Raw genomic sequence first — 23,837 nt, 5'->3', positions numbered from 1 at the left:
CTGCGCGAGCGCAACCGGCCGACGGTGATTCCACGGCGATGCGAGAGAGGCGAATGGACGGCCGGGCGTACGCGGGACGCGGGTTCCCGCGCGAGCCTGCCGGGCAGCCACCGGATCGGGGCGCGCCCGGTCTGATCGAAGTGCCGGGTCGCGCCGCGCGGCAAAAACGCGGCTGCGCCGCACAATGTAATCCAGCGCCCGCGGATTCGCAAAGACTTTGCCGACAGACTTTGCCGAAGTACGCGTCGCCCGAATGCGCGGCGCGCGGCGAACTCGGTTACCATCGCCGCGAGTGCATCCGCACCTTCGCACCCATACTCGCCCCGTACTTCGTCCGGCGTCACGCGCGCGACCCGCGCAATGCCGCCGGCTGCCGACCATGAAGCCAAACCCGCGCCGCCGCCAGCCGCCCCGCATCCTCGCCCGCTTCGTCACCGTGTCGTGGCGCGACCTCGCGCTGTCGATCGGGCCGACCCTGCTGCTCGCGGGCGCCGCGATCTGGTTCGCGATCGCGCTGATCCAGCCCGCGCCGCCGTCGAAGCTCGTGATCTCGTCCGGCCCGCCCGGCAGCACGTACTGGAACGCCGCGCAACGGTACAAGCAGATCCTCGCGAAGAACGGCGTCACGCTCGACGTGCTGCCGTCCGAAGGCTCGGCCGCGAACCTCGCGCGGCTGTCCGATCCGAACGCGCACGTCGACGTCGGCTTCGTGCAGAGCGGCGTCGGCCCGGCCAAGCGCGACGACCATCTGATCGCGCTCGGCAGTGTCGGCTACGTGCCGCTCGCGATCATGTATCGCGGGCCCATCGTCGAGCGGCTGGCTGATTTCAACGGCAAGCGCCTCGCGCTCGGCCCCGAGGGCAGCGGCGCGCGCGAGCTCGGGCTCGCGCTCTTGAAGATGAACGGCATCACGCCCGGCGGCAAGACGCAGATCCTGCCGACCACGGGCGAGGACGCCGCGCACGCGCTGATCGCCGGCAAGATCGACGCGGCGTTCCTGTCCGGCGACTCGACGCAGATTCCGGTGATGTCGAAGCTGTTCCGCGAGCCCGGCATCCATCTGTTCTCGTTCGAGCAGGCCGAGGCGTACACGCGGCGCTTCCCGTACCTGACCGAGCTGACGCTGCCGATGGGCGTCTACGATCTCGGCCAGAACCTGCCGCCGACCGACATCCACATGATCTCGCCGACGATCGAGCTCGTCGCGCGCGACTCGTTGCATCCGGCATTGTCCGACCTGCTGATCGAGGCCGCGCGCGCGGTGCACGGCCACGCGACGATCCTGCAGCGCGCGGGCGAATTCCCGTCGTCGGTCACGCGCAGCTTCCCGCTATCCGACGATGCGGCGCGCTACTACAAGTCGGGCAAGACGTTCCTGTACCGGAGCCTGCCGTTCTGGGTCGCGAGCCTCGTCGACCGGCTGCTGTTCATCGTCGTGCCGCTGGTCGTCGTGCTGATCCCGGGGCTGCGGTTCGTGCCGGCGCTGTACGGCTGGCGCGTGCGCTCGCGGATCTACCGCTGGTACGGCGCGCTGATCGCGCTCGAGCGCAACGCGCTCGGCGAGCACACGCCGGAGGAACGCGTCGAGCTGCTCGACCGGCTCGACGACATCGAGGAATCGGTGAACCGGATGAAGATGCCGCTCGCGTACGCCGGCCAGTTCTACGTGCTGCGCGAGCACATCGGCTTCGTCCGCGAGCGGCTGCATGCGCACGATCACGAGCACGGCCACGAGCACGGCCACGAACACGTCCATCCGCACGCGCACGACGCGCCGGACGACGGCGCGCCCCGGGCCACTCCCGGTTCCGCTTGAGCGGCCGATCGGCGATCATGGAGGTGGCCTCGCGCGCGTGGCCCTTCCGCCCGCGCCCCCTGATCGACAGGAGATTGTCATGACAACCGGACTCGACACCACCCAGCCAGTCTGGTTCTACGATTTCCTGTCGCCGTTCTCGTATCTGCTGCTCGAGCAGCACGACAAATGGCCCGACGTGCCGTTCAAGCCGGTGCCCGTGTCGCTGCCCGACCTCTACCGCCACTGGGGCCATCGCTCGGGCGCGGACGTGCCGTCGAAGCGGATCTTCACGTACCGGCACGCGCTCTTTCGCGCGGAACAGCTCGGCATCCCGTTCAAGATGCCGCCCGTCCATCCGTTCGACTCGAACAGCGCGCTGCGTCTCGCGATCGCGCTGCGCGCGGACATCTCGGCCGTGCGCGACATCTTCCGCTTCATCTGGCGCGATGGCCGGGATCCGTCGACGCCGGACGGCTTCGCGAAGCTGTGCGAGCGCGTCGGCGTCGGGCACGGCGAAGCGCTGATCGAGTTCGAGGAGACGGTCGCGCAGTTGCGCCGCAACACCGACGACGCGATCGCGCTCGGCGTGTTCGGCGTGCCGACGTTCTGGATGAACAAACAGCTGTTCTGGGGCGAGGACGCGCTGCCGATGGTGCTCTACTGCGCGCGCACGCCGAACTGGCTCGAATCGCGCGAGGTGAAGCGGATCAGCACGCTGCCGCGCGGCGACGTGTAAAGCGATACCTGCTATTCAATGGAATACGACGACGACGACCGTACCGCCTCGCTCGATATCTGGCTCGTGCGCGTGCTGCGCACGCTGCTGCTCGAGCGCAGCGTCACGCAGGCCGCGCTGCGGCTGAACCAGACGCAGCCCGCGATCAGCACCGCGCTGCGCAAGCTGCGCGAGACGCTGAACGACCCGATCCTCGTGCGCGGCAAGTCGGGGATGGTGCCGACCGAATACGGCACGTCGCTGCTCGACGCGGCGCAGCAGGTGCTGCGCGACGTCGACTTCATCGCGACGCCGCACGGCGACTTCGATCCGGCGACGTCGCGCCGCACGTTCCGGATCGCCGCGCCCGACTACCTGAACGACTTCTTCATGCCGACGCTGATCGCGCGCTTTCGCGACGCGGCGCCGGACGCGCATCTCGAGCTCGATTCGCTGAACCCGACGCTGGACCACGCGAGCGCGCTCGAATCCGGCGCGCTCGATCTCGTGATCGGCAACTGGCCGAAACCGGACCCGCGCTTCGCGCGCGACGATCTGTTCTCCGACACGATCGTCTGCATGATGCGCGGCGATCATCCGCTCGCGCGCGCGCCGCTCACCCGCGACGCGTACGCGGCCGCCGCGCACCTCGCGCCGACGCCCTATACCGGCGACAAGCGCAATGCGATCGAGATCGGCCTCGCGCGCGCCAAGCTGTCGCGACGCATCCTGACGACGATGCCGTACTTCGGGCTCGTGCCGCAGGTGCTGCTGCAGTCGGACCTGATCTTCACGACGACGCGCCGCTTCGCGATGCACTACGCGCAGATGCTGCCGCTCGTCGTCATCGAGCCGCCGGTGCCGTTTCCTCGGATCAGAAGCTATCTGCTCACGCATCCGCAGCCGGACCGGCCGACCGACATCGCGTGGCTGCGCGGGCTGGTGCAGAGCGTGTCCGACACGCTGACCGCCGCGCGCGGCAAGCGGCGCTGATTCCGCGCTGATCCCGTGCCGATTCCGCGCTGATCCCACGCTAACGCCCGCGCGCGGCTCACGAAGGCGCGGCTCACGCGGTACAGAACTTCACGCGGTACAGAACGTTTCCTGCAGATGCAGCCAGCGCACCGCGCCGTCCGCGTCGCGCGCGAACACCGCGGTCGCGCGGCGCGCGGGCAACGCGCCGGTCGACGCGTGCTGCGATTCGAGATAGGTGAGCGTCACGTGCGTGCCGGTCGACGCCAGCACGCGGACTTCCGACAGTGCGATCCGCAGCCCCGGCTTCGCGCCGGCGATGTGCCGGAACAGCGCGCGCAGCCCGTCGCGATCGATCGCGCGGCCGTCGGTCAGGATCATCGTGTAGTCGGGAGAAAACTGCTCGATCAGCGCATCGAGCGCCGCCGGCGCGGAGTCGGCGCCGGACAGCCAGCGCTCGATATCGACGATGGACGCGTGGAGCGCGTCGAGAAAGACGTCGGACATGGTCACCTGCACGGAAAGAAAAGCGCGGCGGCGTGCCGCGCGACCCATGCAGTGTAGAGAAAAGCGCCGCGCGGCGTGACCTGGCCGAACGGATAACGAACGACGGCAACGCGTGCCGTCACCGGCGAGGCATTATTGCGACGAATTCAGGCCGAAACATGCGCGCCGGAACGCGCCGCCACGCAAGACACGACATCCGCCGACACTTGCACTTGCGCCTTCGCGTGAGCGACCGCCATCCCCGCGCGCGCCTGCATCAGCTCCGCGCACACCGCGACCGCGATCGACCACGGCGCCTTGTCGACGATCCCCGCGACGCCGATCGGGCACACCATCTCGGTCAGCCGCTCTTGATCAACGCCGCGCGCCGCAAGCCGGCGCTCGAACTTCACGCGCTTCGTGCGCGAGCCGATCATTCCGAAATACGCGAAATCGCGGCGCCGCATGATCCGCTCGGCGAGCGAGAAATCGAGCGCGTGATTGTGCGTCATCACGAGGAAGTACGCGCCCGGCGGCGCCGCGTCGACGTACGCCTCGGGCGCGTCGGTCGGCTCGGGCTGCACGTTCGGCGGACACTCGTCCGGAAACAGCTCGTCGCGCGTGTCGACCCACTGCACGACGCACGGCAGCGCGCCGAGCAGCGTGACGAGCGCTTCCCCGACGTGCCCCGCGCCGAACAGCACGATGTGGATCGGCGCGCGCGCGTCGACCGCGCGGTTGCGCCGGCCGGTGCCCTCGCGCAGCTTCAGTGGTGCCATGTCAGCTCCCGCCGGGCCGCCGCGTGTTCCGAAGGACGCGCTTTCGGGAGATGGGGGGGCTGCGCCCCCCCACGCGAACGAAGTGAGCGTGGGGGTCATTTCACCCCACCTTCGCCGCGCGCACGGCCTGCACCGCGCGCAGGATCGACTCGCCGGTCGCCGGCGCGTTCAGCGGCGGGTTGATCTTGTAGTCGCCGATCGCCGCGATCGCGTCGCGCACCGCGAAGAACACCGAGAACGGCAGCAGCAGCGGCGGCTCGCCGACCGCCTTCGACCGGTGGATGCTGTCCTCGACGTTGCGGTTGTCGAACAGCCGCACGTTGAACTCGGGCGGCGTGTCGTTGACGGTCGGAATCTTGTACGTCGACGGCGCGTGCGTCATCAGCTTGCCGCCCGCGTTCCACCACAGCTCCTCGGTGGTCAGCCAGCCCATCCCCTGGATGAACGCGCCCTCGACCTGCCCGATGTCGAGCGCCGGGTTCAGCGACGCGCCGACGTCGTGCAGCGCGTCGACGCGCAGCGTGCGCATCTCGCCCGTCAGCGTATCGACGACCACTTCGGACACCGCCGCGCCGTACGCGTAGTAGTAGAACGGCCGGCCCTGCAGCTTCGACTGATCCCAGTACAGCTTCGGCGTCGCGTAGAAACCGTCGGACCAGAGCTGCACGCGCGCGACGTACGCCTTCGCGACGACCTCGCCGAACGGCACCTCGGTCGCGCCGATCCACACGCGGTCGCCCGCGAAGCGCACGTGCTCGACGTCGACCACGCCGTCGCCGTAATGCTTCGCCGCGAACGCCGCGAGCCGCTCGCGCAGCTGCCGCGCGGCGTCCTGCGCGGCCTTGCCGTTCAGGTCCGAGCCGGTCGAAGCGGCCGTCGCGGACGTGTTCGCGACCTTGCTCGTGTCGGTCGCGGTCACGCGGATCCGCTCGAAGCGGATGCCGAGCTCCTGCGCGACGACCTGCGCGACCTTCGTGTTCAGGCCCTGGCCCATCTCGGTGCCGCCGTGGTTCACGAGCACCGAGCCGTCGGTGTAGATGTGGACGAGCGCGCCCGCCTGGTTGAAGTGCGTGACGTTGAACGCGATCCCGAACTTCACCGGCGTCAGCGCGATGCCCTTCTTCAGCACCGCGTTGCGCGCGTTGAACTCGCGCACTTTCGCGCGCCGCGCGCGGTAGTCGCTCGACGCCTCGAGTTCCGCGAACAGCTCGTGCAGCACGTTGTCCTCGACCGTCTGGCCGTACGGCGTCACGTTGTTCTCGGTCTTCCCATACAGGTTCGCATAGCGGACGTCGAGCGAATCGCGGCCGAGCCCGCGCGCGATGTCGTCGATGATGTATTCGATCGCGAACGCGCCCTGCGGGCCGCCGAAGCCGCGGAACGCGGTGTTCGACTGCGTGTTCGTCTTCCCGCAGTAGCCGGCGATCGCGACGTTCGGCAGCCAGTACGCGTTGTCGAAGTGGCACACCGCGCGCGTCATCACCGGGCCGGACAGGTCCGCCGAGAAGCCGCAGCGCGACGTCATGTCGAGCGACACGCCGTCGATGCGGCCGTCGTCGTCGTAGCCGACGTCGAAGCGGTAATGGAAGTCGTGCCGCTTGCCGGTGATCATCATGTCGTCGTCGCGGTCCGGGCGCAGCTTCACCGGGCACAGCAGCTTCCACGCGGCGAGCGCCGCGCAGCTCGCGAACAGGCCCGACTGCGATTCCTTGCCGCCGAAGCCGCCGCCCATCCGCCGGCATTCGATCAGCACGTTGTGCGACGCAACGCCGAGCACGTGCGCGACGATGTGCTGCATCTCGCTCGGGTGCTGCGTCGAGCAGTACACGTGCATCCCGTCGTCGTCCTTCGGCACCGCGTACGCGATCTGCCCTTCGAGATAGAACTGCTCCTGCCCGCCGAGCGTCATCTCGCCGGCCTCGCGGTGCGGCGCCTGCGCGAGATGCCCGGTCGCATCGCCACGCGCGAGCTTCATCGGCGGAATCACGAACGACTCGGCCGCGCGCGCGTCCTGCGCGGTCAGGATCGCCGGCAACTCCTCGTATTCGACCTGCGCGCGGCGCACCGCGCGGCGCGCGGCCTCGTGCGACGTCGCGACGACGATGAACATCGGCTGGCCGACGTACTGGACGACGCCGTCCGCGAGCACCGGATCGTCGTGGATGATCGGGCCGCAGTCGTTCACGCCGGGAATGTCGTCGGCGGTGAATACCGCGACGACGCCGGGCGTTGCGCGCACCGCGTCGAACTTCATCGACACGATCTTCGCGTGCGGCTTCGCCGACAACCCGAGCGCCGCATGCAGCGTGCCGGCGACGAACGGAATGTCGTCGGTGTAGGTCGCGCGGCCGCTCACGTGCAGATGCGCGGACTCGTGCGGACGGGAAATGTGGACCTGCGCGCTGTCGGCGTTCGCGTCGAGCGTGGTCAGGAACGGTTCTGTTTGCTGGTTCATCCGAATTCTCCGTAACCTTTCGATCGTCAGACGCGCGCCGATTCGGCGGCGACCTCGCGCACGCTCAGCGCCTGAGGCGGCAGCGGATCGTGCGGGCGCGTCTCGAGCCAGAAGCGGTAAAGCAGGTTCTTCGCGGTGTCGAGCCGGTAGACGTTCGTCGCGCGCATGTCGGTGAGCGGCTGGTAGTCGCGCTCGAGCGCCTGCATCGCGGCGAGCGCGGCGGCCTCGTCCCACGTCGCGCCGTCGAGCGCGGCCTCGGCCTCGGCCGCGCGCTTCGGCGTCGCGGCCATCCCGCCGAACGCGACGCGCGGCTCGCGGATCGTGTCGCCGTCAGCAATGAACGCGAATGCCGCGCACACCGCCGAAATATCCGAGTCGAAGCGCTTCGCCAGCTTGTACGTGCGGAACGTCAGGTTCTTTCTCGCGCCGGTGCGCAGCGGCACCTTCACCGACACGACGAACTCGTGCGGCGCCATGTCCTTCTGCTGATAGCCGGTGTACAGCGCCTCGAGCGGCATCTCGCGGACGACGTCGCCGCCGCGCAGCACGACGCGCGCGCCGAGTGCGATCAGGCCCGGCATCGAGTCGCCGATCGGCGAGCCGTTCGCGACGTTGCCGCCGAGCGTGCCCGCGTTGCGGATCGGCAGCGACGCGAAGCGCTTCCACATCTCGGTCAGCTCCGGGTATGTGTCCGCGAGCGCCGCGTAGCCGGCCTCGACCGTCACGCCCGCGCCGATCTCGATCCAGTCGTCGCCGCGCACGATCCGCTGCAGCTCGGGAATCTGGCCGACGTAGATCAGGTCGTCGAGCACGCGCATCTGCTTCGTGACCCACAGACCGATGTCGGTGCTGCCCGCGAGGATCCGCGCGTCGGGCCGTTCGAGCTTCAGCGCGGCGAGCGCGTCGAGGGTGCGCGGCGCCGCGAAGCGCGCGCCATCTCGCTCGTAGTCGAACGTGTCGTCGCGCCGCAGCGACCCGAGCGTGCGCGCGAGCGCGGCCGAATCGACCGGTGCGTTCGGCCCGGGCATGTCGAACATCTGCACCGCCGCATCGACGATCGGACGGTAGCCGGTGCAGCGGCACAGGTTGCCGGTCAGCGCGTCGGCGATCTCGGTGCGCGACGGCACGTCCTTCGCCGCGCACGCCTGACCGCAGGTCTCGTGGCCGTGCTTCTCGTACAGCGCCCACATCGACATCACGAAGCCGGGCGTGCAGAAGCCGCACTGCGAGCCGTGGCAGTCCACCATCGCCTGCTGGACCGGGTGCAGCGCGCCGTCCGGCTGGCGCAGGTCCTCGACGGTCAACAACGCCTTGCCGTCGAGCGTCGGCAGGAACTGGATGCACGCGTTGACGGCCTTGTACTCGACCGTGCCCGCGTCGGTCAGCTCGCCGACGACGACCGTGCACGCGCCGCAGTCGCCTTCCGCGCAGCCTTCCTTCGTGCCCGTGCAGTGCGCGTCCTCGCGCAGGTATTGCAGCACGGTGCGGGTGACGTCCGCGCCGTCGACTTCACGGATCGCGTGGCGATGATAGAAACGAATCGGCTCACTCATGTCTCGAATCTTCTTCAAACGGGTTTGGGCGGGGCCGCGCGCCTCGCGCCGGCTGGTGTTCTCACGACAGTTTGAACGCTATCACCGTCAATATCCGCAACCCATAGCCCATCACGCATGCAACCCATATAACTGCGGCCATATGTCGATTCGAATGGTGAATTGAACTATTTGGTCCATGCGAAAAAACCGGTTCCATGGGAAAATCGCGCTTCCGCCCGGCCATTCTCCGTTATTCATCCGACCCCATGTCAACTGATTCCGCCCCATTACCGCAAAGCGGGTTCGCCGTCACGCTGCAGATCATGTCCGTCGTCCTGTTCACGTTCCTTTGCTATCTCGTGATCGGGTTGCCGCTCGCGGTGCTGCCGGGCTTCGTGCACGGCGACCTCGGCTTCTCGACCGTCGTCGCCGGCGCGGCGATCAGTGTGCAGTACGTGTCGACGCTCGCGTCGCGCGCGCTCGCCGGGCGCTTCTCCGACACGATCGGTCCGAAGCGCACCGTGATGCGCGGGGTCGTCGCGTGCGGCGCCAGCGGCGTGCTGCTGCTCGTCGGGCTGCTGTTCGCGCGCTGGCCGGTGACGAGCGTGTCGCTGATCGTCGCGAGCCGGCTCGTGCTCGGGATCGGCGAGAGCCTCTGCGGCACCGGCGCAATCCTCTGGGGAATCGGCCGAGTCGGGGTCGCGAACAACGCGCGGGTGATCTCGTGGAACGGGATCGCGACCTACGGCGGGCTCGCGATCGGCGCGCCGCTCGGCGTGATGATCGAGCACGCGGTGCATCCGGCGCTGATCGGCGTGCTCGCGATCGCGCTCGCGGCCGGCGGCTACTTCGTCGCGCGCGTCGTGCCCGCGGTGCCGATCGTGCACGGCGAGCGGATGTCGTACGCGAGCGTGTTCACGCGCGTGCTGCCGCACGGCATCGGCCTGTCGCTCGGCGCGGCCGGCTTCGGCTCGATCTCGACGTTCGTCACGCTCTACTACGCGGTGCGCCACTGGCCGAACGCGGCGCTGTCGCTGACCGTATTCGGCACGATGTTCATCGGCGCGCGGCTGCTGTTCTCGAACATGATCCCGACGTACGGCGGCTTCCGCGTCGCGATCGTGTCGTTCGTCGTCGAATGCGCGGGGCTCGTGCTGCTCTGGCTCGCGCCGGTGCCGCACGTCGCGCTCGTCGGCGCCGCGCTCACCGGCTTCGGCTTCGCGATGATCTTCCCCGCGCTCGGCGTCGAGGCGGTCGCGCTCGTGCCGCCCGCGAGCCGTGGCGCCGCGCTGTCCGCGTACTCGGTGTTCACCGATCTGTCGCTCGGGATCACCGGGCCGCTCGCCGGCTACGTCGCCGGCGCGTTCGGCTATCCGCAGGTGTTCCTGTTCGCGGCGATCGCCGCGGGGCTCGCCGCCGTGCTCGCCCTCGTGATGCACCAGCGCCAGACGCGCGTCGCCGCGGCCGGCGTGACGGCCGCCTGAACGGCGCGCCGGCATCGCTCGACGCCCGCCTCGCGCGGGCGTTGTTTCATCCGGGAATCGACACGCGGCATCGCCCGCGCCGGCCCCCGGATCGCCGGCCGCTCAATCCCCTCGCCGCGACAGCTCCTGCTCGAGCGCGGCGACACCCGCCGGCAGGTCGACCGGCACCTTCAGGTCGACCATCGTCCGCCCGAACGCATGCAGCGTGCGGAACAGGTTGTGCTCGCGGCACTGCTCGCCCATCTGCCCGATCCGCACGATCGGCAGCCCGAACGAGCCCGAGATCTCGACCTGGTACTGCTTCGAGATGTGCCCGCAGATCATCCCCGGCGTCAGCCCCGCGGGCGTTTCGATCCCGACGACCGAATTGAGCCGGCACGTCTTCGGCGCATACAGCGCGAGGCCCATCGCCTCGACGCCGGCCTGCAGCGCGAGCGAGCAGCGCAGATGGCGCGCGAAGCGGCTCTCGAGCGTTTCCGCGCAGACGAGCCGCAGCGCCTCGTGCAGCGCGAGCACGCCCGACACCGGCGCCGTGTAGTGATAGCCGGCGTTGTGCCAGAAGTTCTCGGCGAGCGCCATGTCGAGACACCAGTGCGCGTTCGGCTCCGTGCGCGCCTTCATCCGGTCCCACGCGGCGTCGGAGAACGCGATCAGCGACACGCCCGGAATCGACGACAGCCCCTTCTGCCCGCCGGTGATCACCGCGTCGATTCCCCACGCGTCCATGTCGAGCGGCATCGTCGACAGCGTGCAGACCGCGTCGACGACGACGAGCGCGCCCGCCGCCTTCGCGAGCGCCGCGATCTCCCGCAGATCGCGGTTCCAGACCGTGTTCGACGTTTCGCCGTGCACGATCGTGACGATCTCGGGCCGCTCGCGCGCGATCGCGTCGGCGACTTCGTCGAGGCTCGCGACCGAGCGGTCGGCGACGTCGAGCACCGAGACATCGGCGCCGACGCGCGTGGCCATCTCGGCCATCCGCGCGCTGAAGAAGCCGTTCTTGATCGACAGCACGCGCGTGCCGCGCCACGCGAGGTTCGAGATCGCCATCTCCATCGCGGCGGAGCCGGGGCCGGCGACGCCGAGCACCCACTTCGTGCGGGTCTGGAACACGTAGCGCGCCATCTCCTTCACCTGCTCGATGATCTTCGCCATCGTCGCGCCGAGATGGTTGATCACGATCGTGTTCGCCTTCGCGACGGCGGCCGGGATCGGGACCGGGCCGGCCCCCATCATCAGCAACGGTTCTTCGGGGAGGATCGCGTCGAGCGGCACGACGACGGGACAGGGAATCGGCGAGTAATCGATGGACATGGCGGGCAAACGTGGACGAAGGAACGAAGCGTGGACGAAGGAACGGAGACGGCCCGTCGCGCGCGGGCGGCGGGTCAGACGATGATTCCGCGTTCCGCGGCGGCGCGCAAGGGGAAACGCAATGGCATGCGCAGCGCCGCCGGCGTGAAAAGGCCGGAAAACACGAATCCGGACGCGATTGGACGGCGGCGACGCGAATGGCGCGATTGCGCAACATACCCTCCATTTATTCAAGAAAATGTCCTTAATCCTTATCCGACTTATTCCATATTTCGGCCGGATATCTCGATATATATCAATAAACTGCCAGTTTCCAATTGCGATCCCGGTTTCGCGAACGCCCCACACCCAACCCGTTATGAGTCGCCTTTCGATTTCCCGACATTCGATTGTTTTTCGGGTTGACGAATATCTCGACATTATTTAACAATTGCCGTCGTCCATCGAAATGCGATTTTCAATTCAACGGAGAAATTGGGCAGATTTTTTCATATTTGCATTTCCGGATGCGTAATGAAAAATCACAAACATAATCACTCAACCGGGCCAGGCATACGCAAACCATGAATCAGATCCAGACCATGCGCGTGTTCATCTGCGTCATCGAGCAACAGAGTTTCCGGCGCGCCGCGCGCACGCTCGGCGTGTCGAATGCGCGCGTCACGCGGTCGATCGCGGCACTCGAGGGCCACCTGAACACGCGGCTCATGCATCGCACGACGCGCAGCCTGTCGCTGACCGAGGCTGGCGTGCGCTATCTCGACGGCTGCCGCGCGCTGCTCGAGGCGTTCGACCATCTCGAATCGTCGATCGTGCATGCGACGCGCGAACCGGTCGGCACGCTGCGCGTCGTCGCGTCCGGCAGGCTGTCGCCGCGCGCGCTGACGCCGCTCGTCGACGGCTTCCGGCGCCACCATCCGCAGGTACGCGTGCAATTGACGATCGCCGACGCGCCGATCGACGCGCTCGACACCTGCTACGACGCGGGCATCGTCACCGGCGACCGGCTCGACGGCCATCCGGCGCTCGTCGGCCATGCGCTCGCGCCGGATACGCTGGTGCCGTGCGCGTCGCCCGCCTATCTCGCGCGGTGCGGCTTGCCGCGAAGGCCCGGCGATCTGAGCCAGCACGCGTGGATCGCGCTCGCGCCGCACGAGCCGTCCAGCACGTGGCGGATGGTCGACCCCGACGGAGTCGCGCATCTGGTGCCGATGCAGCCGAGCTACACGGTCAACCGGCTGTCGCTCGTGCGCGAGGCCGCTGTGGCGGGCAGCGGAATCGCGCTGTTGCCCGAGAGCTTCGCGGCCGATGCGCTCGACAGCGGCGCGCTCGTGCCGGTGCTCGCCGGCTACCGGGCCGACGATCCGGACGCGCGGCGCACGCTCGTCTATCCGGACCGCCAGTTCGTGCCCGCCCGCACGCGCAGCTTCGTCGAATACGCGCTCGCGCATTTCGGCAGGCGCGCCGGGCGCGACGACGAGCGTCACGCGCCGCCCGACCGGACGGCGCCGGCCGAGCGCGCGGACACGGCGCCGAACCTGCAGTGAACCGCCGCCACCTGTCGCCCGCCGCCCGCCGCCTGTCGCCGCCGCCCGCCACCCGCCGCCTGTCGCCCGCCACTTGTCGGCGCGCGCGGGCGGCGCACGCGCGCCGCGGTCTGCTATCGTGGCGGCCGTGCTCCCTCACTGGTCCCGATCATGCGTTTCGACGATCCCGCCATCGCCGCCGTCTACCGCGCCATCCACGAGCGGCGCGACATGCGCCACTTCACGCGCGCGAGCGTCGATCCGGCGGTGCTCGCGCGGCTGCTGCGCGCCGCGCACCATGCGCCGAGCGTCGGCTTCATGCAGCCGTGGCGCTTCATCCGCATCACCGATCCGGCGCTGCGCACGCGCATCCACGCGCTCGTCGAAGCGGAACGCCGCGCGACCGCCGACGCGCTCGGCGAGCGCCACGACGAGTTCATGCGGCTGAAGGTCGAGGGCGTGCGCGAGTGCGGCGAGTTGCTCGTCGTCGCGCTGGCCGACGGCCGTGAACGCCACGTGTTCGGCCGCCGCACGCTGCCCGAGATGGATCTGGCGTCGGCCGCATGCGCAATCCAGAACATGTGGCTCGCCGCGCGCGCCGAAGGGCTCGGGATGGGCTGGGTGTCGCTGTTCGACGTCGACGCGCTGCGCACGCTGCTCGGCATGCCCGACGGCGCGAAGCCGATCGCGGTGCTGTGCGTCGGGCACGTCGACGCGTTCTACGCGAAACCGATGCTCGAGGAGGAGCGCTGGGCCGCGCGGATGCCGATCGAAGCGTGCGTGTTCGAGAACGGCTGGGGCGGCGCCACCTAGCCCGCCGTCGCATTCCGGCAACATCCGATCCGGCCCCCGACATAAGGGTTTTCACTGGCGTAGAATCGGCGGCTGATGTCCCCCGTCCGCCCGCGCCGCGCATCCCGCGCCCGCCCGGCGGCGCCCTTCCGTCAGGCCACCCGCGATGCCCTTGCCCCTACTCGCCCTTGCCATAGCCGCGTTTGGAATCGGTACCACCGAGTTCGTGATCATGGGCCTGCTGCCCAACGTCGCCGCCGATCTCGGCGTGTCGATCCCGGCCGCCGGCATGCTCGTGTCCGGCTACGCGCTCGGCGTGACGGTCGGCGCGCCGATCCTCGCGATCGTCACCGCGAAGATGCCGCGCAAGCGCGCGCTGATGGGGCTGATCGGCCTGTTCATCGCGGGCAACCTGTTCTGCGCCGTCGCGCCCGGCTATGCGGTACTGATGGCCGCGCGCGTCGTCACCGCGTTCTGCCACGGCGCGTTCTTCGGGATCGGGTCGGTCGTCGCGAGCAGCCTCGTCGCGCCGAACCGCCGCGCGCAGGCGATCGCGCTGATGTTCACCGGCCTCACGCTCGCGAACGTGCTCGGCGTGCCGCTCGGCACCGCGCTCGGCCAGGCGTACGGCTGGCGCGCGACGTTCTGGGCGGTGACCGGCATCGGCGTCGTCGCGGCGGCCGCGCTCGCGGTCTGCCTGCCGAACAACCTCGCGATGCCTCAAACCAGCATCACGCGCGAATTCAGCGTGCTCAGGCACCCGCAGGTGCTGATGGTGCTCGGGATCAGCGTGCTCGTGTCCGCGAGCCTGTTCAGCGTGTTCACGTACATCACGCCGATCCTCGAGGGCGTCACCGGTTTCTCGCCGCATCAGGTCACGTACGTGCTGCTGCTGTTCGGCGTCGGGCTGACCGTCGGCGGCACGCTCGGCGGCAAGCTGGCCGACTGGCGGCGGATGCCGACGGTGATCGTGTCGCTCGCGGCGATCGGCGTCGTGCTCGCGATCTTCGCGGTGACGATGCACGAACCGCTCGCCGCGCTCGCGACGATCTTCGTGTGGGGGATGCTCGCGTTCGCGCTCGTGCCGCCGCTGCAGATCATGATCGTCGATCGCGCGAGCGACGCGCCGAACCTCGCGTCGACGCTGAACCAGGGCGCGTTCAACCTCGGCAACGCAACCGGCGCGTGGCTCGGCGGGATGGCGATCGGCGCCGGCGTGCCGCTCGTGAAGCTGCCCTGGGTCGGCGTCGCGATGGCGGTGGCCGCGCTCGCGCTGACGCTGTGGTCCGCATCGCTCGAGCGGCGCCCGCTCGCCGGGCCGACCGAGTGCGCGTAAGCGCCAATCCCGCCCGGCCGCACGCGCGCAGCGAACAACCCTGTCACGAATAACCCTCCGTCGCGCCCCTGTTCGCCGGAACGCGCAGCTGGCCGTAGTACGATGCGGCCGATGAAATCGATCCTTTCACGCGACTTTCTGGCGCTGGTGCTGAGCATTGCCGTCGTCGGCCTCGGCACCGGCGCGACGCTGCCGCTCACCGCGCTCGCACTGACGGACGCGGGCCACGGCACCGATGTCGTCGGGCTGCTGACCGCCGCGCAGGCGTTCGGCGGCATCGCGACCGCGCCGTTCGTCACGGGCATCGCGCGCCGCTGCGGCGCGCGCCGCGTGAACGTCGGCTGCGTGCTGACGACCGCGGTCGCGATCGCGCTGATGCAGGTCACGTCGAATCTCTTCGTCTGGGGCGCGCTGCGGCTCGTCTGCGGCGTCGCGCTGATCATGCTGTTCACGGTCAGCGAAGCGTGGGTCAACCAGATCGCGAGCGACGCCACGCGCGGCCGCGTCGTCGCGATCTACTCGACCACGTTCACGCTGTTCCAGCTCGCCGGCCCCGTGCTCGTGAGCCAGATCGCCGGCCTCACGCATCTGCGCTTCGCGATCTGCGGCGCGCTGTTCCTGCTCGCGCTGCCGTTCCTCGCATCGATCCGGAGCACGCCGCTTTCGGGCACCGATTTGCACACCGACTTGCACGATGGGCTGCACGACGCGCACGACGACTGGCACCGCGTGCTGCCGCGGATGCCCGCGCTCGTGATCGGCACCGCGTTCTTCGCGCTGTTCGACACGCTCTCGCTGTCGCTGCTGCCGATCTACGCGATCGAGCGCGGCGTCGCGCGCGAGGCCGCGGTGCTGCTCGCGTCGATCATGCTGGCCGGCGACACCGCGCTGCAATTCCCGGTCGGCTGGCTCGCCGACCGGCTCGGCCGCACGCGCGTGCACGTCGGCGCCGGCTGCGTCGTGCTTGCGTTGCTGCCGCTGATGCCGGTCGCGATCAGCCATCCGTGGTTGGGCTGGCCGTACCTGTTCGTGCTCGGCGCGGCGGCCGGCAGCATCTACATGCTGTCGCTCGTCGCGTGCGGCGAACGCTTTCGCGGCGCGGCGCTCGTCACCGCGAGCTCGCTGACGGCCGCGTCGTGGAGCGCCGCGAGCTTCGGCGGCCCGCTCGTCGCCGGCGCGCTGATGCAGCAGCTCGGCGGCAACGCGCTCGTCGGCGTGCTGATCGCCGGCGTGCTCGCGTTCCTTGCGGCCGTGCAATGGGAGCGGCGCGCGCTGCCGCGCGGCGCGGAACCGTCGGCGTCCTGAGCATCGCGCCGGCGCCCCACGCCGTTCGCATCGCCCAGCCCCCTGCGCGTTCGATAACCACCGGCTATGTGTCGCTCAAATATTTTCATTAGACCCATATAAACGAGCGCCTCGATACTCCGTCGCACCCTGGCGCCACGAAGCGCGCGCATCCGACGCGCGCCGGCCTGGGCGCCTTGCATGAGGCCGGACTACGCGCCGAAGCGCCGACACCGGTCGACAGGAGACGACATGCCCATACCCCAATCCGGCGCGGCCACCCCGGCCGCCGCCGCAGCCGGCGCGAGCCGCGAAGACCTGCTGTTCCGCAAGATCGCGCTGCGCATCCTGCCCGTCCTGATGCTCGGCTACCTGGCCGCGTCGATCGACCGCGTCAACATCGGCTTCGCGAAGCTGCACATGGCGCAGGCGCTCGGCCTGTCCGACGCGATGTACGGTTTCGGCGCCGGCATCTTCTTTCTCGGCTACTTCGTGTTCGAGGTGCCGAGCAACCTGATCCTGCACCGGGTCGGCGCGCGGCGCTGGCTCGCGCGAATCATGGTCAGCTGGGGCCTCGTGTCCGGCCTGACGATGTTCGTGCAGACGCCGATGCAGTTCTACATCGTGCGATTCGCGCTCGGCGTCGCCGAGGCGGGCTTCATCCCCGGCGTGATCTACTACTTGACGCAATGGTTCCCGTCGCACCGGCGCGGCCGCGTGATGGGCGTGTTCTACATCGCCCTCGCGCTCGCGGGCCTGATCGGTGGCCCGCTGTCCGGCTGGATTCTCGAGACGATGAAGAACGCCGGCGGGCTCGCCGGCTGGCAGTGGATGTTCCTGATCGAAGCGATCCCGACGCTCGTCGTCGCGTGGCTGATGCTCACGACGCTCGACGACCGCGTGCAGGACGCGCGCTGGCTCGACGCCGACGAGCGCGCGATGCTCGAGCAGTCGATGCGCGACGACGCGCGGCAGAAGTCGCACCTGTCGCTACGCGATGTCGGGATGAACCGCCATCTGAGCGCGATGTGCATGATCTTCTTCGCGGACATCTTCGCGATTTACGGCCTCGGTTTCTGGATGCCGACGCTGATCAAGAGCATGGGCGTGTCGAGCGACTTCTCGATCGGGCTCTTGTCCGCGCTGCCGAGCCTATGCGCGATCCCGGCGATGGTGCTGTTCGGCCGCAGCGCGGACCGCCGCCGCGAGCGCCGCTGGCACCTCGCGACGCTCTTTCTGCTCGGCGCGCTCGGGCTCGCGCTGACCGTCGTGTGGCAGCACGACGTGACGCTGGGCGTCGCCGCGCTCTGCATCGCGAACTTCGGCATCCTCGCGATTCCGGCGCTGTTCTGGAGCCTGCCGACCGCCGTGCTCGGCGGCGCGGCGGCGGCCGCGGGGATCGCGGTGATCAACTGTCTCGCGAACCTGTCCGGCTTCCTCGGCCCGTACATCGTCGGCTTCGTGAAGGAATGGACCGGCAGCAGCGAAGCGTCGATCTGGCTGATGGCGGCCGTGCTCGTCGCCGGCGCGCTGCTCGTGCTGTCGATTCCGGCGCGGCTCGTCAACCGGTAATCCACGTCGTGCGGCGCGAGCCGCATGTTGACGGGCGACGGCCTCCCGGCCGCCGCCCTTTTTTCACCCGTTCAAATCGACGCAAATCAGACCCAATCAGCGCGACCGCGCCGGCAGGATCTTCCCCGCGCACGCGCCGAAGCCGACGCGATAGCCGTCGCGCTGGCACCAGCCGGTGAGCGTCAGTTCGTCGCCGTCCTCGATGAACGCCCGCGTGCCGCCGCCCGTGAGCGCGAGCGGTTCCTTGCCGTTCCACGTGAGCTCGAGCAGGCTGCCGAACGAGTCCTTCGTTGGGCCGCTGATCGTGCCCGAGCCCATCAGGTCGCCGACGCGCGCGTTGCAGCCGGCGACCGTGTGATGCGCGAGCTGCTGCGCCATCGTCCAGTACATATGCCTGAAGTTCGTGCGGCAGATCGTCGTCGCCTGCGCCGCGCCTTCGGCGCGCAGCGTCACTTCGAGCTCGACGTCGAACGCGTGCTCGCCCGCGTGGCGCAGATAGTCGAGCGGCTGCGGCGACTGCTCCGGCTGCGCGCAGCGGAACGGCTCGAGCGCGTCGAGCGTGACGATCCACGGCGAGATCGTCGTCGCGAACGTCTTCGCGTTGAACGGCCCGAGCGGCACGTATTCCCACTGCTGGATGTCGCGCGCGCTCCAGTCGTTCAGCAGCACCATCCCGAAGATGTGCGACTCCGCGTCCTCGCATGCGATCGGCTCGCCGAGCGCGTTGCCGCGGCCGACGATGAAGCCGGTCTCGAGCTCGATGTCGAGCTTGCGGCACGCGCCGAACACCGGGCGCTCCTGATCGGGCAGTTTCAACTGCCCGCTCGGGCGCCGCACCGGCGTGCCGCTGACGATCACCGACGACGCGCGGCCGTTGTAGCCGATCGGCATCTCCGACCAGTTCGGCAGCAGCGCGTTCTTCGGGTCGCGGAACATCGCGCCGACGTTCGTCGCGTGCTCCTTCGACGAATAGAAATCCGTGTAGCCGGGCACGTCGACCGGCAGATGCAGCGTGGCGCCGTGTTGCGGCACGAGCGCCTGCGCGCGCAGCGCCGCGTCGTCGCGTAGCCGCGCGTCGTCGCGCGCGAACAGCGCGGAAAGCTGCACGCGCACGCTGCGCCATGCGTCGCGGCCGAGCGCGATGAACGCGTTCAGCGACGCCAGCTCGAACACCGCGCCCGCGCCGCTCGGCAGCGTGACGAGGCCGGCGCGCGCGAGCGCCGCGAGATCGACGATCTGGTCGCCGAGCGCGACGCCCGCGCGCGGCGCCGGGTTCTTCGCATCGCTGAAGATGCCGAACGGCAGGTTCTGGATCGGAAAATCGCACGCGGGATCGTTCGCCGATTCGACCCAGCTCCTGAGAGCCGGATCGAGCGTCGCGCGCCAGTCGGGGGTTGCGTTCATCAACGTTGCTCCGGGTTGAAGTGTTTTTTGATGCCTTGCCAGCATTCGAAGTAGTTCGCCTGCAATTGCGCGGTGTCGAGCGCGTGCCGGGTCGGACGGATCAGCGTGCGCGTCTCGAACATGAACGCCATCGTATCGGCGACCTTGTTCGGCTTCGTCGTGTCGCTCGCGGACGCCTTCTCGAACGTATCCGCGTCCGGCCCATGGCCGGACATGCAGTTGTGCAGGCTCGCGCCGCCCGGCACGAAGCCTTCGGCCTTCGCATCGTACTCGCCGTGCACGAGCCCCATGAACTCGCTCGCGACGTTGCGGTGGAACCACGGCGGCCGGAACGTGTTCTCGGCCGCGAGCCAGCGCGGCGGGAAGATCACGAAGTCGATCGCATCGACGCCCGGCGTGTCGGTCGGCGCGTGCAGCACGAGGAAGATCGACGGGTCCGGATGGTCGTAGCTGATCGAGCCGATCGTGTTGAAATGGCGCAGATCGTACTTGTACGGCGCGTAGTTGCCGTGCCACGCGACGACGTCGAGCGGCGAATGGCCGATGTCCGCGCGCCACAAGCGCCCGTTCAGCTTCGCGACGAGTTCGAACGCGCCTTCGCGGTCCTCGTACGCGGCGTTCGGCGTCAGAAAATCGCGCGGATTCGCGAGGCCGTTCGAGCCGATCGGGCCGAGGTCCGGCAGGCGCAGCAGCGCGCCGAAGTTCTCGCAAATGTAGCCGCGCGCGCGGCCGTCCGGCAGCGCGACCGTGAAGCGCACGCCGCGCGGGATCACCGCGATCTCGTGCGGCTCGACGTCGAGCCGGCCGAGTTCGGTCGCGATATGCAGGCGCCCTTCCTGCGGCACGATCAACAGCTCGCCGTCGGCGCTGTAGAAGAAGCGGTCCTGCATCGAGCGGTTCGCCGCGTACAGATGAATCGCGCAGCCGTTCATCGCGGCCGCCGAGCCGTTGCCGGCCATCGTCACCCAGCCTTCGACGAAATCGGTCGGCTCGGCCGGCATCGGCAGCGGATCCCAGCGCAACTGGTTCGGCGGCGTCGGCGGCACGTCGACGGAATCGGCGAACTCCGCGACGAGCCGCTGCGCGCCCGAGAACGGCTCGAACGGCTGATGCACGGCGGCCGGACGGATCCGGTACAGCCACGAGCGGCGGTTGTGGCTGCGCGGCGCGGTGAACGCGGTGCCGGACAGTTGCTCCGCGTAGAGCCCGTAAGGCGCACGCTGCGGCGAGTTGCGGCCTTCCGGCAACGCGCCCGGCAGCGCCTCGGTCGCGAACTCGTTCGCGAAACCGCTCAGATAGCCGGCGGTCGCCGGTTTCGACAAATCAAGCGTCATCGTTCAGGTTCTCCCATTCATAGTCAGGCTGCGCTCGACGCCGCGGTCATTGCGCGTCCCCGGCGGCCGGATTCGAGGCCGGATTCGAGGCCGGATCCGAGGCCGGATGCGCCGCCGGCGTGACGCCCTGCCGCGCGAGCGCCATCGCGTCGCGCAGCACGTCGGCGTCGCCGATCTGGTTCGCGAGCAGCAGGATCAGTTTCGCGTTCACGAGCTGGCTGTCCGCATCGGACAGATCGCGGTGCATGTCGATCAGCGCTTCGTAGAACGCGTCGGGATCGGCGAGCCGCGAACGGGTGTCGAGAGTCATGGCTAGGTCTCCGTGAGTATGACGAGCAGCCGGGATCAGGCCGCGCAGATCGCGCGTGCGACGGCGTCGCCGATCGCGCGCGGGTCCGGCGCGCGCATCCGCGCGCACACGTGCTGGTCGGGCCGCAGCAGATAGAACGTGCCGGGCCGCGCGTCGTAGCGTTGCGCGGCGAGCCCGTCGACGTCCTCGAGCACGTCGACGCCCGGCACCGGCTGCGCGTGGCCCTTCGGCACGACGAGCACCGGCCTCACCGGCAGCGCGTGGCCCGCCAGCGCCGCGACGAGCGCCGCGCCGTCGCCGGGCAGGCCGAACAGCACGCCCGCGAAACCGTCGCGCAGATGCGCGAGCAGCCAGCCCGGCGCGCCGTGCGCGCGCACCGGCGCGTCGGCGGCCGCGGCGCCGGGCCGCATCGCGCCCGCGAACGCGTCGTCGGCACGATCGGGCGTGTTCAGCGGCGAATCGACGAGCACGGTCGCCGTCGACAGCCGGCCGCTGTTCACGAGCTTGCGCGCGAACTCGCAGTCGCGCGCGAGCTTCAGCGTCGCGTCGCGGAACACGCGCGAAATCGCGCTCTTCGGCGTGATGAAATCGGTCGAGCGCGTCGAGTGGCGGATGTTCTCGTCGGCCGCGAACTCGCGCTCGCTCGCATACGTGTCGAGCAACCGGTCGGACGCGGCGCCGTCGAGCACGAGCTTCAGCTTCCACGCGAGGTTGTCCGCGTCCTGCACGCCGCTGTTCGCGCCGCGCGCGCCGAACGGCGACACCCCGTGCGCGGCGTCGCCCGCGAACAGCACGCTGCCGTGGCGGAACGCATCCATCCGCTGGCAGCGAAACGTGTAGACGCTGACCCACTCGAGCTCGAACTCGACGTCCGCGCCGAGCAGCGCGCGCACGCGCGGGATCACGCGCTCGGGCGCCTTCTCGGCGACCGGATCGGCGTCCCAGCCGAGCTGGAAGTCGATGCGCCACACGTTGTCCGGCTGCCGGTGCAGCAGCACCGACTGGTTCCGGTGGAACGGCGGATCGAACCAGAACCAGCGCTCGGTCGGAAACTCGGCCTTCATCTTCACGTCGGCGATCAGGAAGCGGTCCTTGAACGTGCGGCCGTGGCTCTCGAGGCCCATCAGCGCGCGCAGCGGGCTGCGCGAGCCGTCCGCGGCGACCACGTAGCGCGCGCGCAGCGTCTCGTCGCCTTCCGGCGTCTCGACGGTCAGCGTCACGCCGTCGGCCGTCTGCGCGATGCCCTTGACCTGGTGCTTCCAGCGGATGTCGAGGTTCGGCAGCGCGAGCGCGCGCTCGGCCAGGTAGCCCTCGACGTAGTACTGCTGCAGGTTGATGAACGCCGGCCGCGCATGGCCGGCTTCCGGCAGCAGATCGAACGCGTAAAGCTGCTCGTCCTGCAGGAACACCTTGCCGACGTGCCAGCCGACGCCCTTGTCGACGAAGCGCTCGCCGCAGCCGAGCCGGTCGAAGATCTCGAGCGTGCGCTTCGCGAAACAGATCGCGCGCGAGCCGGTGGACAGCGTGTCGTCGTCGTCGAGCAGCACGACGGGCACGCCCTGCTGCGCGAGATCGATCGCGGCCGCGAGGCCGACCGGCCCCGCGCCGACGACGATCGCCGGGTGAATCGCCGCATCGGCCTTGGCGCCGCGCGCCGCCCGCGGCCGGTATTCGAACTTCAGATGCTGGTAATCGACGCTCATGTCTCCATCCACTCTCAATCTTCGTGACGCTCAGCTCAGGATTTACGAATAGTAAAACTAATTACGCATAGTGAAATCAACGTAAACCCTGAGTGTTGCGAAAATCGAGATATCGATAGATGCAGATCGCCAAGCCGGGCGCGCCGCGCGCTGCTACTATCGATAAATGCGGCGGACGTTCGCGCCGCGCGCCCATTCGTCCAATCGATGCTTCCGCCTACCATTCCCGAGCTGGTCGCCCGCGCAGGGCAGTTGCCGTTCCTGCAGGATCACGTCGCGCTCGACGCATCGGGCGCCGCGTGCGCGCGCCTGCCGGACCTGACGCTCGGCAGCGCATACGAGCCGATCTACGACGTGACGATGCCCGGCGCGCCGCAGCTGACGTCGTTCGCGGACACGATCGAGCGCTACGGCGACGAGCTCGGCTTCCAGGCGGTCACGCAGATCGGGGGCACGACGGTCGATCCGTTCGACGCGGTCGCAAATTGGGATTCAAGCGCGGTCGCGGACGACCAGGCGCTGGTCGCGCTCGACCGGCTCGCGCGCGCGCTGCACGCGATCAACTTCTTCGGCGCGCAGCGGCACGGGCTGCTGTTCCTGCGCGTGCACGAGCGGCTCGTGAAGAGCGTGAAATACGACCACGGCAAGCATTTCTCGGCGGTGCTCGCGCGCTTCGGGCTGCCGGCCGAGCGGGTCGTGATCGAGCTGCCGAGCGCGGCGGTCGCGCACAAGACGTTCCTCGGCTACCTGACGCGCAGCTATCAGCATCACGGCTTCAAGGTCGCGGACAAGCTGCCGGATCCGGGGCGGATCCTCGCGGTCGAATCGGAGATGGCGCGGCCCGACTACATCAAGATCGATGCGGTCGTCGCGCTGCGCGCGGGGATGGTGAAGGCGCTGGTCGGCTATGCGCAGCGCGTGCGGATTCCGCTGATTTTCGATGGCGTCGCCGACGAGACGCAGTGCGATCTGCTGCGCCAGCACGACGTGCGGCTGATGCAGGGGCCGGTGTTCGCGAAGACGATGCCGGTCTGAAGC

The 23,837-nt window shown here is 69.2% G+C and carries 20 protein-coding genes; 11 read left to right on the top strand and 9 right to left on the bottom strand.

The window, feature by feature from the left end; all coding sequences use genetic code 11:
- Nucleotides 1–379 precede the first annotated feature (379 nt).
- The 3 genes from HZI36_RS07495 (at nt 380) to HZI36_RS07485 (ending at nt 3,506) form a co-directional block, all read left to right on the top strand.
- Nucleotides 380–1,816 carry a TAXI family TRAP transporter solute-binding subunit gene (locus HZI36_RS07495; RefSeq protein ID WP_179401994.1) on the top strand — a complete coding sequence of 479 codons (1,437 nt, stop codon included), beginning with the start codon at nt 380–382 and terminating at the stop codon, nt 1,814–1,816.
- Between the two features lie 79 nt (nt 1,817–1,895).
- Nucleotides 1,896–2,534, top strand: coding sequence for a 2-hydroxychromene-2-carboxylate isomerase (locus tag HZI36_RS07490; RefSeq protein WP_179401993.1), 639 nt, complete (start codon nt 1,896–1,898; stop codon nt 2,532–2,534).
- An 18-nt stretch (nt 2,535–2,552) separates the two neighbouring features.
- Nucleotides 2,553–3,506 (top strand): LysR family transcriptional regulator, encoded by a 954-nt coding sequence (locus tag HZI36_RS07485; RefSeq protein ID WP_179401992.1) that lies wholly within the window; start codon nt 2,553–2,555, stop codon nt 3,504–3,506.
- A gap of 90 nt (nt 3,507–3,596) precedes the next feature.
- Here the strand turns inward: HZI36_RS07485 and HZI36_RS07480 are convergent, their stop codons facing one another.
- The 4 genes from HZI36_RS07480 to xdhA form a co-directional block, all read right to left on the bottom strand.
- On the bottom strand, nt 3,597–3,992 hold the full coding sequence (locus HZI36_RS07480; RefSeq protein ID WP_179401991.1) for a nuclear transport factor 2 family protein: 396 nt from the start codon (nt 3,990–3,992) through the stop codon (nt 3,597–3,599).
- Nucleotides 3,993–4,138: 146 nt separating this feature from the next.
- The gene (gene xdhC, locus HZI36_RS07475) at nt 4,139–4,750 is read right to left on the bottom strand and encodes a xanthine dehydrogenase accessory protein XdhC (protein WP_179401990.1); all 612 of its coding nucleotides are present in this window, start codon (nt 4,748–4,750) and stop codon (nt 4,139–4,141) included.
- A gap of 100 nt (nt 4,751–4,850) precedes the next feature.
- Nucleotides 4,851–7,205, bottom strand: a complete 2,355-nt coding sequence (gene xdhB, locus HZI36_RS07470) for a xanthine dehydrogenase molybdopterin binding subunit (RefSeq protein WP_179401989.1) — start codon at nt 7,203–7,205, stop codon at nt 4,851–4,853.
- Between the two features lie 26 nt (nt 7,206–7,231).
- On the bottom strand, nt 7,232–8,758 hold the full coding sequence (gene xdhA, locus HZI36_RS07465) for a xanthine dehydrogenase small subunit (protein WP_179401988.1): 1,527 nt from the start codon (nt 8,756–8,758) through the stop codon (nt 7,232–7,234).
- A gap of 248 nt (nt 8,759–9,006) precedes the next feature.
- Between xdhA and HZI36_RS07460 the strand changes: the two genes are divergently transcribed.
- Nucleotides 9,007–10,224: an MFS transporter gene (locus tag HZI36_RS07460; protein ID WP_179401987.1), complete on the top strand. Its 1,218-nt coding sequence runs from the start codon at nt 9,007–9,009 to the stop codon at nt 10,222–10,224.
- A 102-nt stretch (nt 10,225–10,326) separates the two neighbouring features.
- Here the strand turns inward: HZI36_RS07460 and HZI36_RS07455 are convergent, their stop codons facing one another.
- A complete protein-coding gene (locus tag HZI36_RS07455) occupies nt 10,327–11,538 on the bottom strand; it encodes a pyridoxal-phosphate-dependent aminotransferase family protein (RefSeq protein ID WP_179401986.1) in 1,212 nt (403 codons plus the stop codon).
- 30 nt (nt 11,539–11,568) lie between these two features.
- Here HZI36_RS07455 and HZI36_RS07450 point away from each other — a divergent pair, with 30 nt between their 5' ends.
- The 6 genes from HZI36_RS07450 to HZI36_RS07425 all read left to right on the top strand — a co-directional run bounded on the left by HZI36_RS07450 (nt 11,569) and on the right by HZI36_RS07425 (nt 18,048).
- Nucleotides 11,569–11,943 (top strand): hypothetical protein, encoded by a 375-nt coding sequence (locus tag HZI36_RS07450; protein ID WP_179401985.1) that lies wholly within the window; start codon nt 11,569–11,571, stop codon nt 11,941–11,943.
- Between the two features lie 158 nt (nt 11,944–12,101).
- A complete protein-coding gene (locus HZI36_RS07445; RefSeq protein ID WP_179401984.1) occupies nt 12,102–13,085 on the top strand; it encodes a LysR family transcriptional regulator in 984 nt (327 codons plus the stop codon).
- A 150-nt stretch (nt 13,086–13,235) separates the two neighbouring features.
- Nucleotides 13,236–13,877, top strand: a complete 642-nt coding sequence (gene bluB, locus HZI36_RS07440; RefSeq protein WP_179401983.1) for a 5,6-dimethylbenzimidazole synthase — start codon at nt 13,236–13,238, stop codon at nt 13,875–13,877.
- 145 nt (nt 13,878–14,022) lie between these two features.
- Nucleotides 14,023–15,192 (top strand): MFS transporter, encoded by a 1,170-nt coding sequence (locus tag HZI36_RS07435; RefSeq protein WP_179401982.1) that lies wholly within the window; start codon nt 14,023–14,025, stop codon nt 15,190–15,192.
- 111 nt (nt 15,193–15,303) lie between these two features.
- The gene (locus HZI36_RS07430; protein ID WP_179401981.1) at nt 15,304–16,497 is read left to right on the top strand and encodes an MFS transporter; all 1,194 of its coding nucleotides are present in this window, start codon (nt 15,304–15,306) and stop codon (nt 16,495–16,497) included.
- 231 nt (nt 16,498–16,728) lie between these two features.
- Nucleotides 16,729–18,048 (top strand): MFS transporter, encoded by a 1,320-nt coding sequence (locus HZI36_RS07425; protein WP_179401980.1) that lies wholly within the window; start codon nt 16,729–16,731, stop codon nt 18,046–18,048.
- Between the two features lie 96 nt (nt 18,049–18,144).
- Here the strand turns inward: HZI36_RS07425 and fahA are convergent, their stop codons facing one another.
- From fahA to HZI36_RS07405, 4 genes are read right to left on the bottom strand one after another with little or no spacing between them, the layout of a single operon-like run.
- Nucleotides 18,145–19,452: a fumarylacetoacetase gene (gene fahA, locus HZI36_RS07420; RefSeq protein WP_179401979.1), complete on the bottom strand. Its 1,308-nt coding sequence runs from the start codon at nt 19,450–19,452 to the stop codon at nt 18,145–18,147.
- A complete protein-coding gene (hmgA, locus tag HZI36_RS07415) occupies nt 19,452–20,786 on the bottom strand; it encodes a homogentisate 1,2-dioxygenase (protein WP_179401978.1) in 1,335 nt (444 codons plus the stop codon). Before hmgA ends, fahA begins: the two co-directional genes overlap by 1 nt.
- A 46-nt stretch (nt 20,787–20,832) precedes the next feature.
- Nucleotides 20,833–21,096 (bottom strand): DUF2783 domain-containing protein, encoded by a 264-nt coding sequence (locus HZI36_RS07410; protein WP_179401977.1) that lies wholly within the window; start codon nt 21,094–21,096, stop codon nt 20,833–20,835.
- A gap of 35 nt (nt 21,097–21,131) precedes the next feature.
- Complete coding sequence (locus HZI36_RS07405) at nt 21,132–22,799, bottom strand: FAD-dependent oxidoreductase (protein WP_179401976.1); 1,668 nt, start codon at nt 22,797–22,799, stop codon at nt 21,132–21,134.
- A 207-nt stretch (nt 22,800–23,006) separates the two neighbouring features.
- Between HZI36_RS07405 and HZI36_RS07400 the strand changes: the two genes are divergently transcribed.
- Nucleotides 23,007–23,834 (top strand): EAL domain-containing protein, encoded by an 828-nt coding sequence (locus HZI36_RS07400; protein WP_179401975.1) that lies wholly within the window; start codon nt 23,007–23,009, stop codon nt 23,832–23,834.
- Nucleotides 23,835–23,837 lie beyond the last annotated feature (3 nt).

Origin of the sequence: Burkholderia guangdongensis, assembly GCF_013403875.1 — a bacterium.
GTDB classification, from domain to species: domain Bacteria; phylum Pseudomonadota; class Gammaproteobacteria; order Burkholderiales; family Burkholderiaceae; genus Burkholderia; species Burkholderia guangdongensis.
Note: the sequence above shows the minus strand (reverse complement) of the source record. Positions and strands in the feature narration are given on the sequence as shown.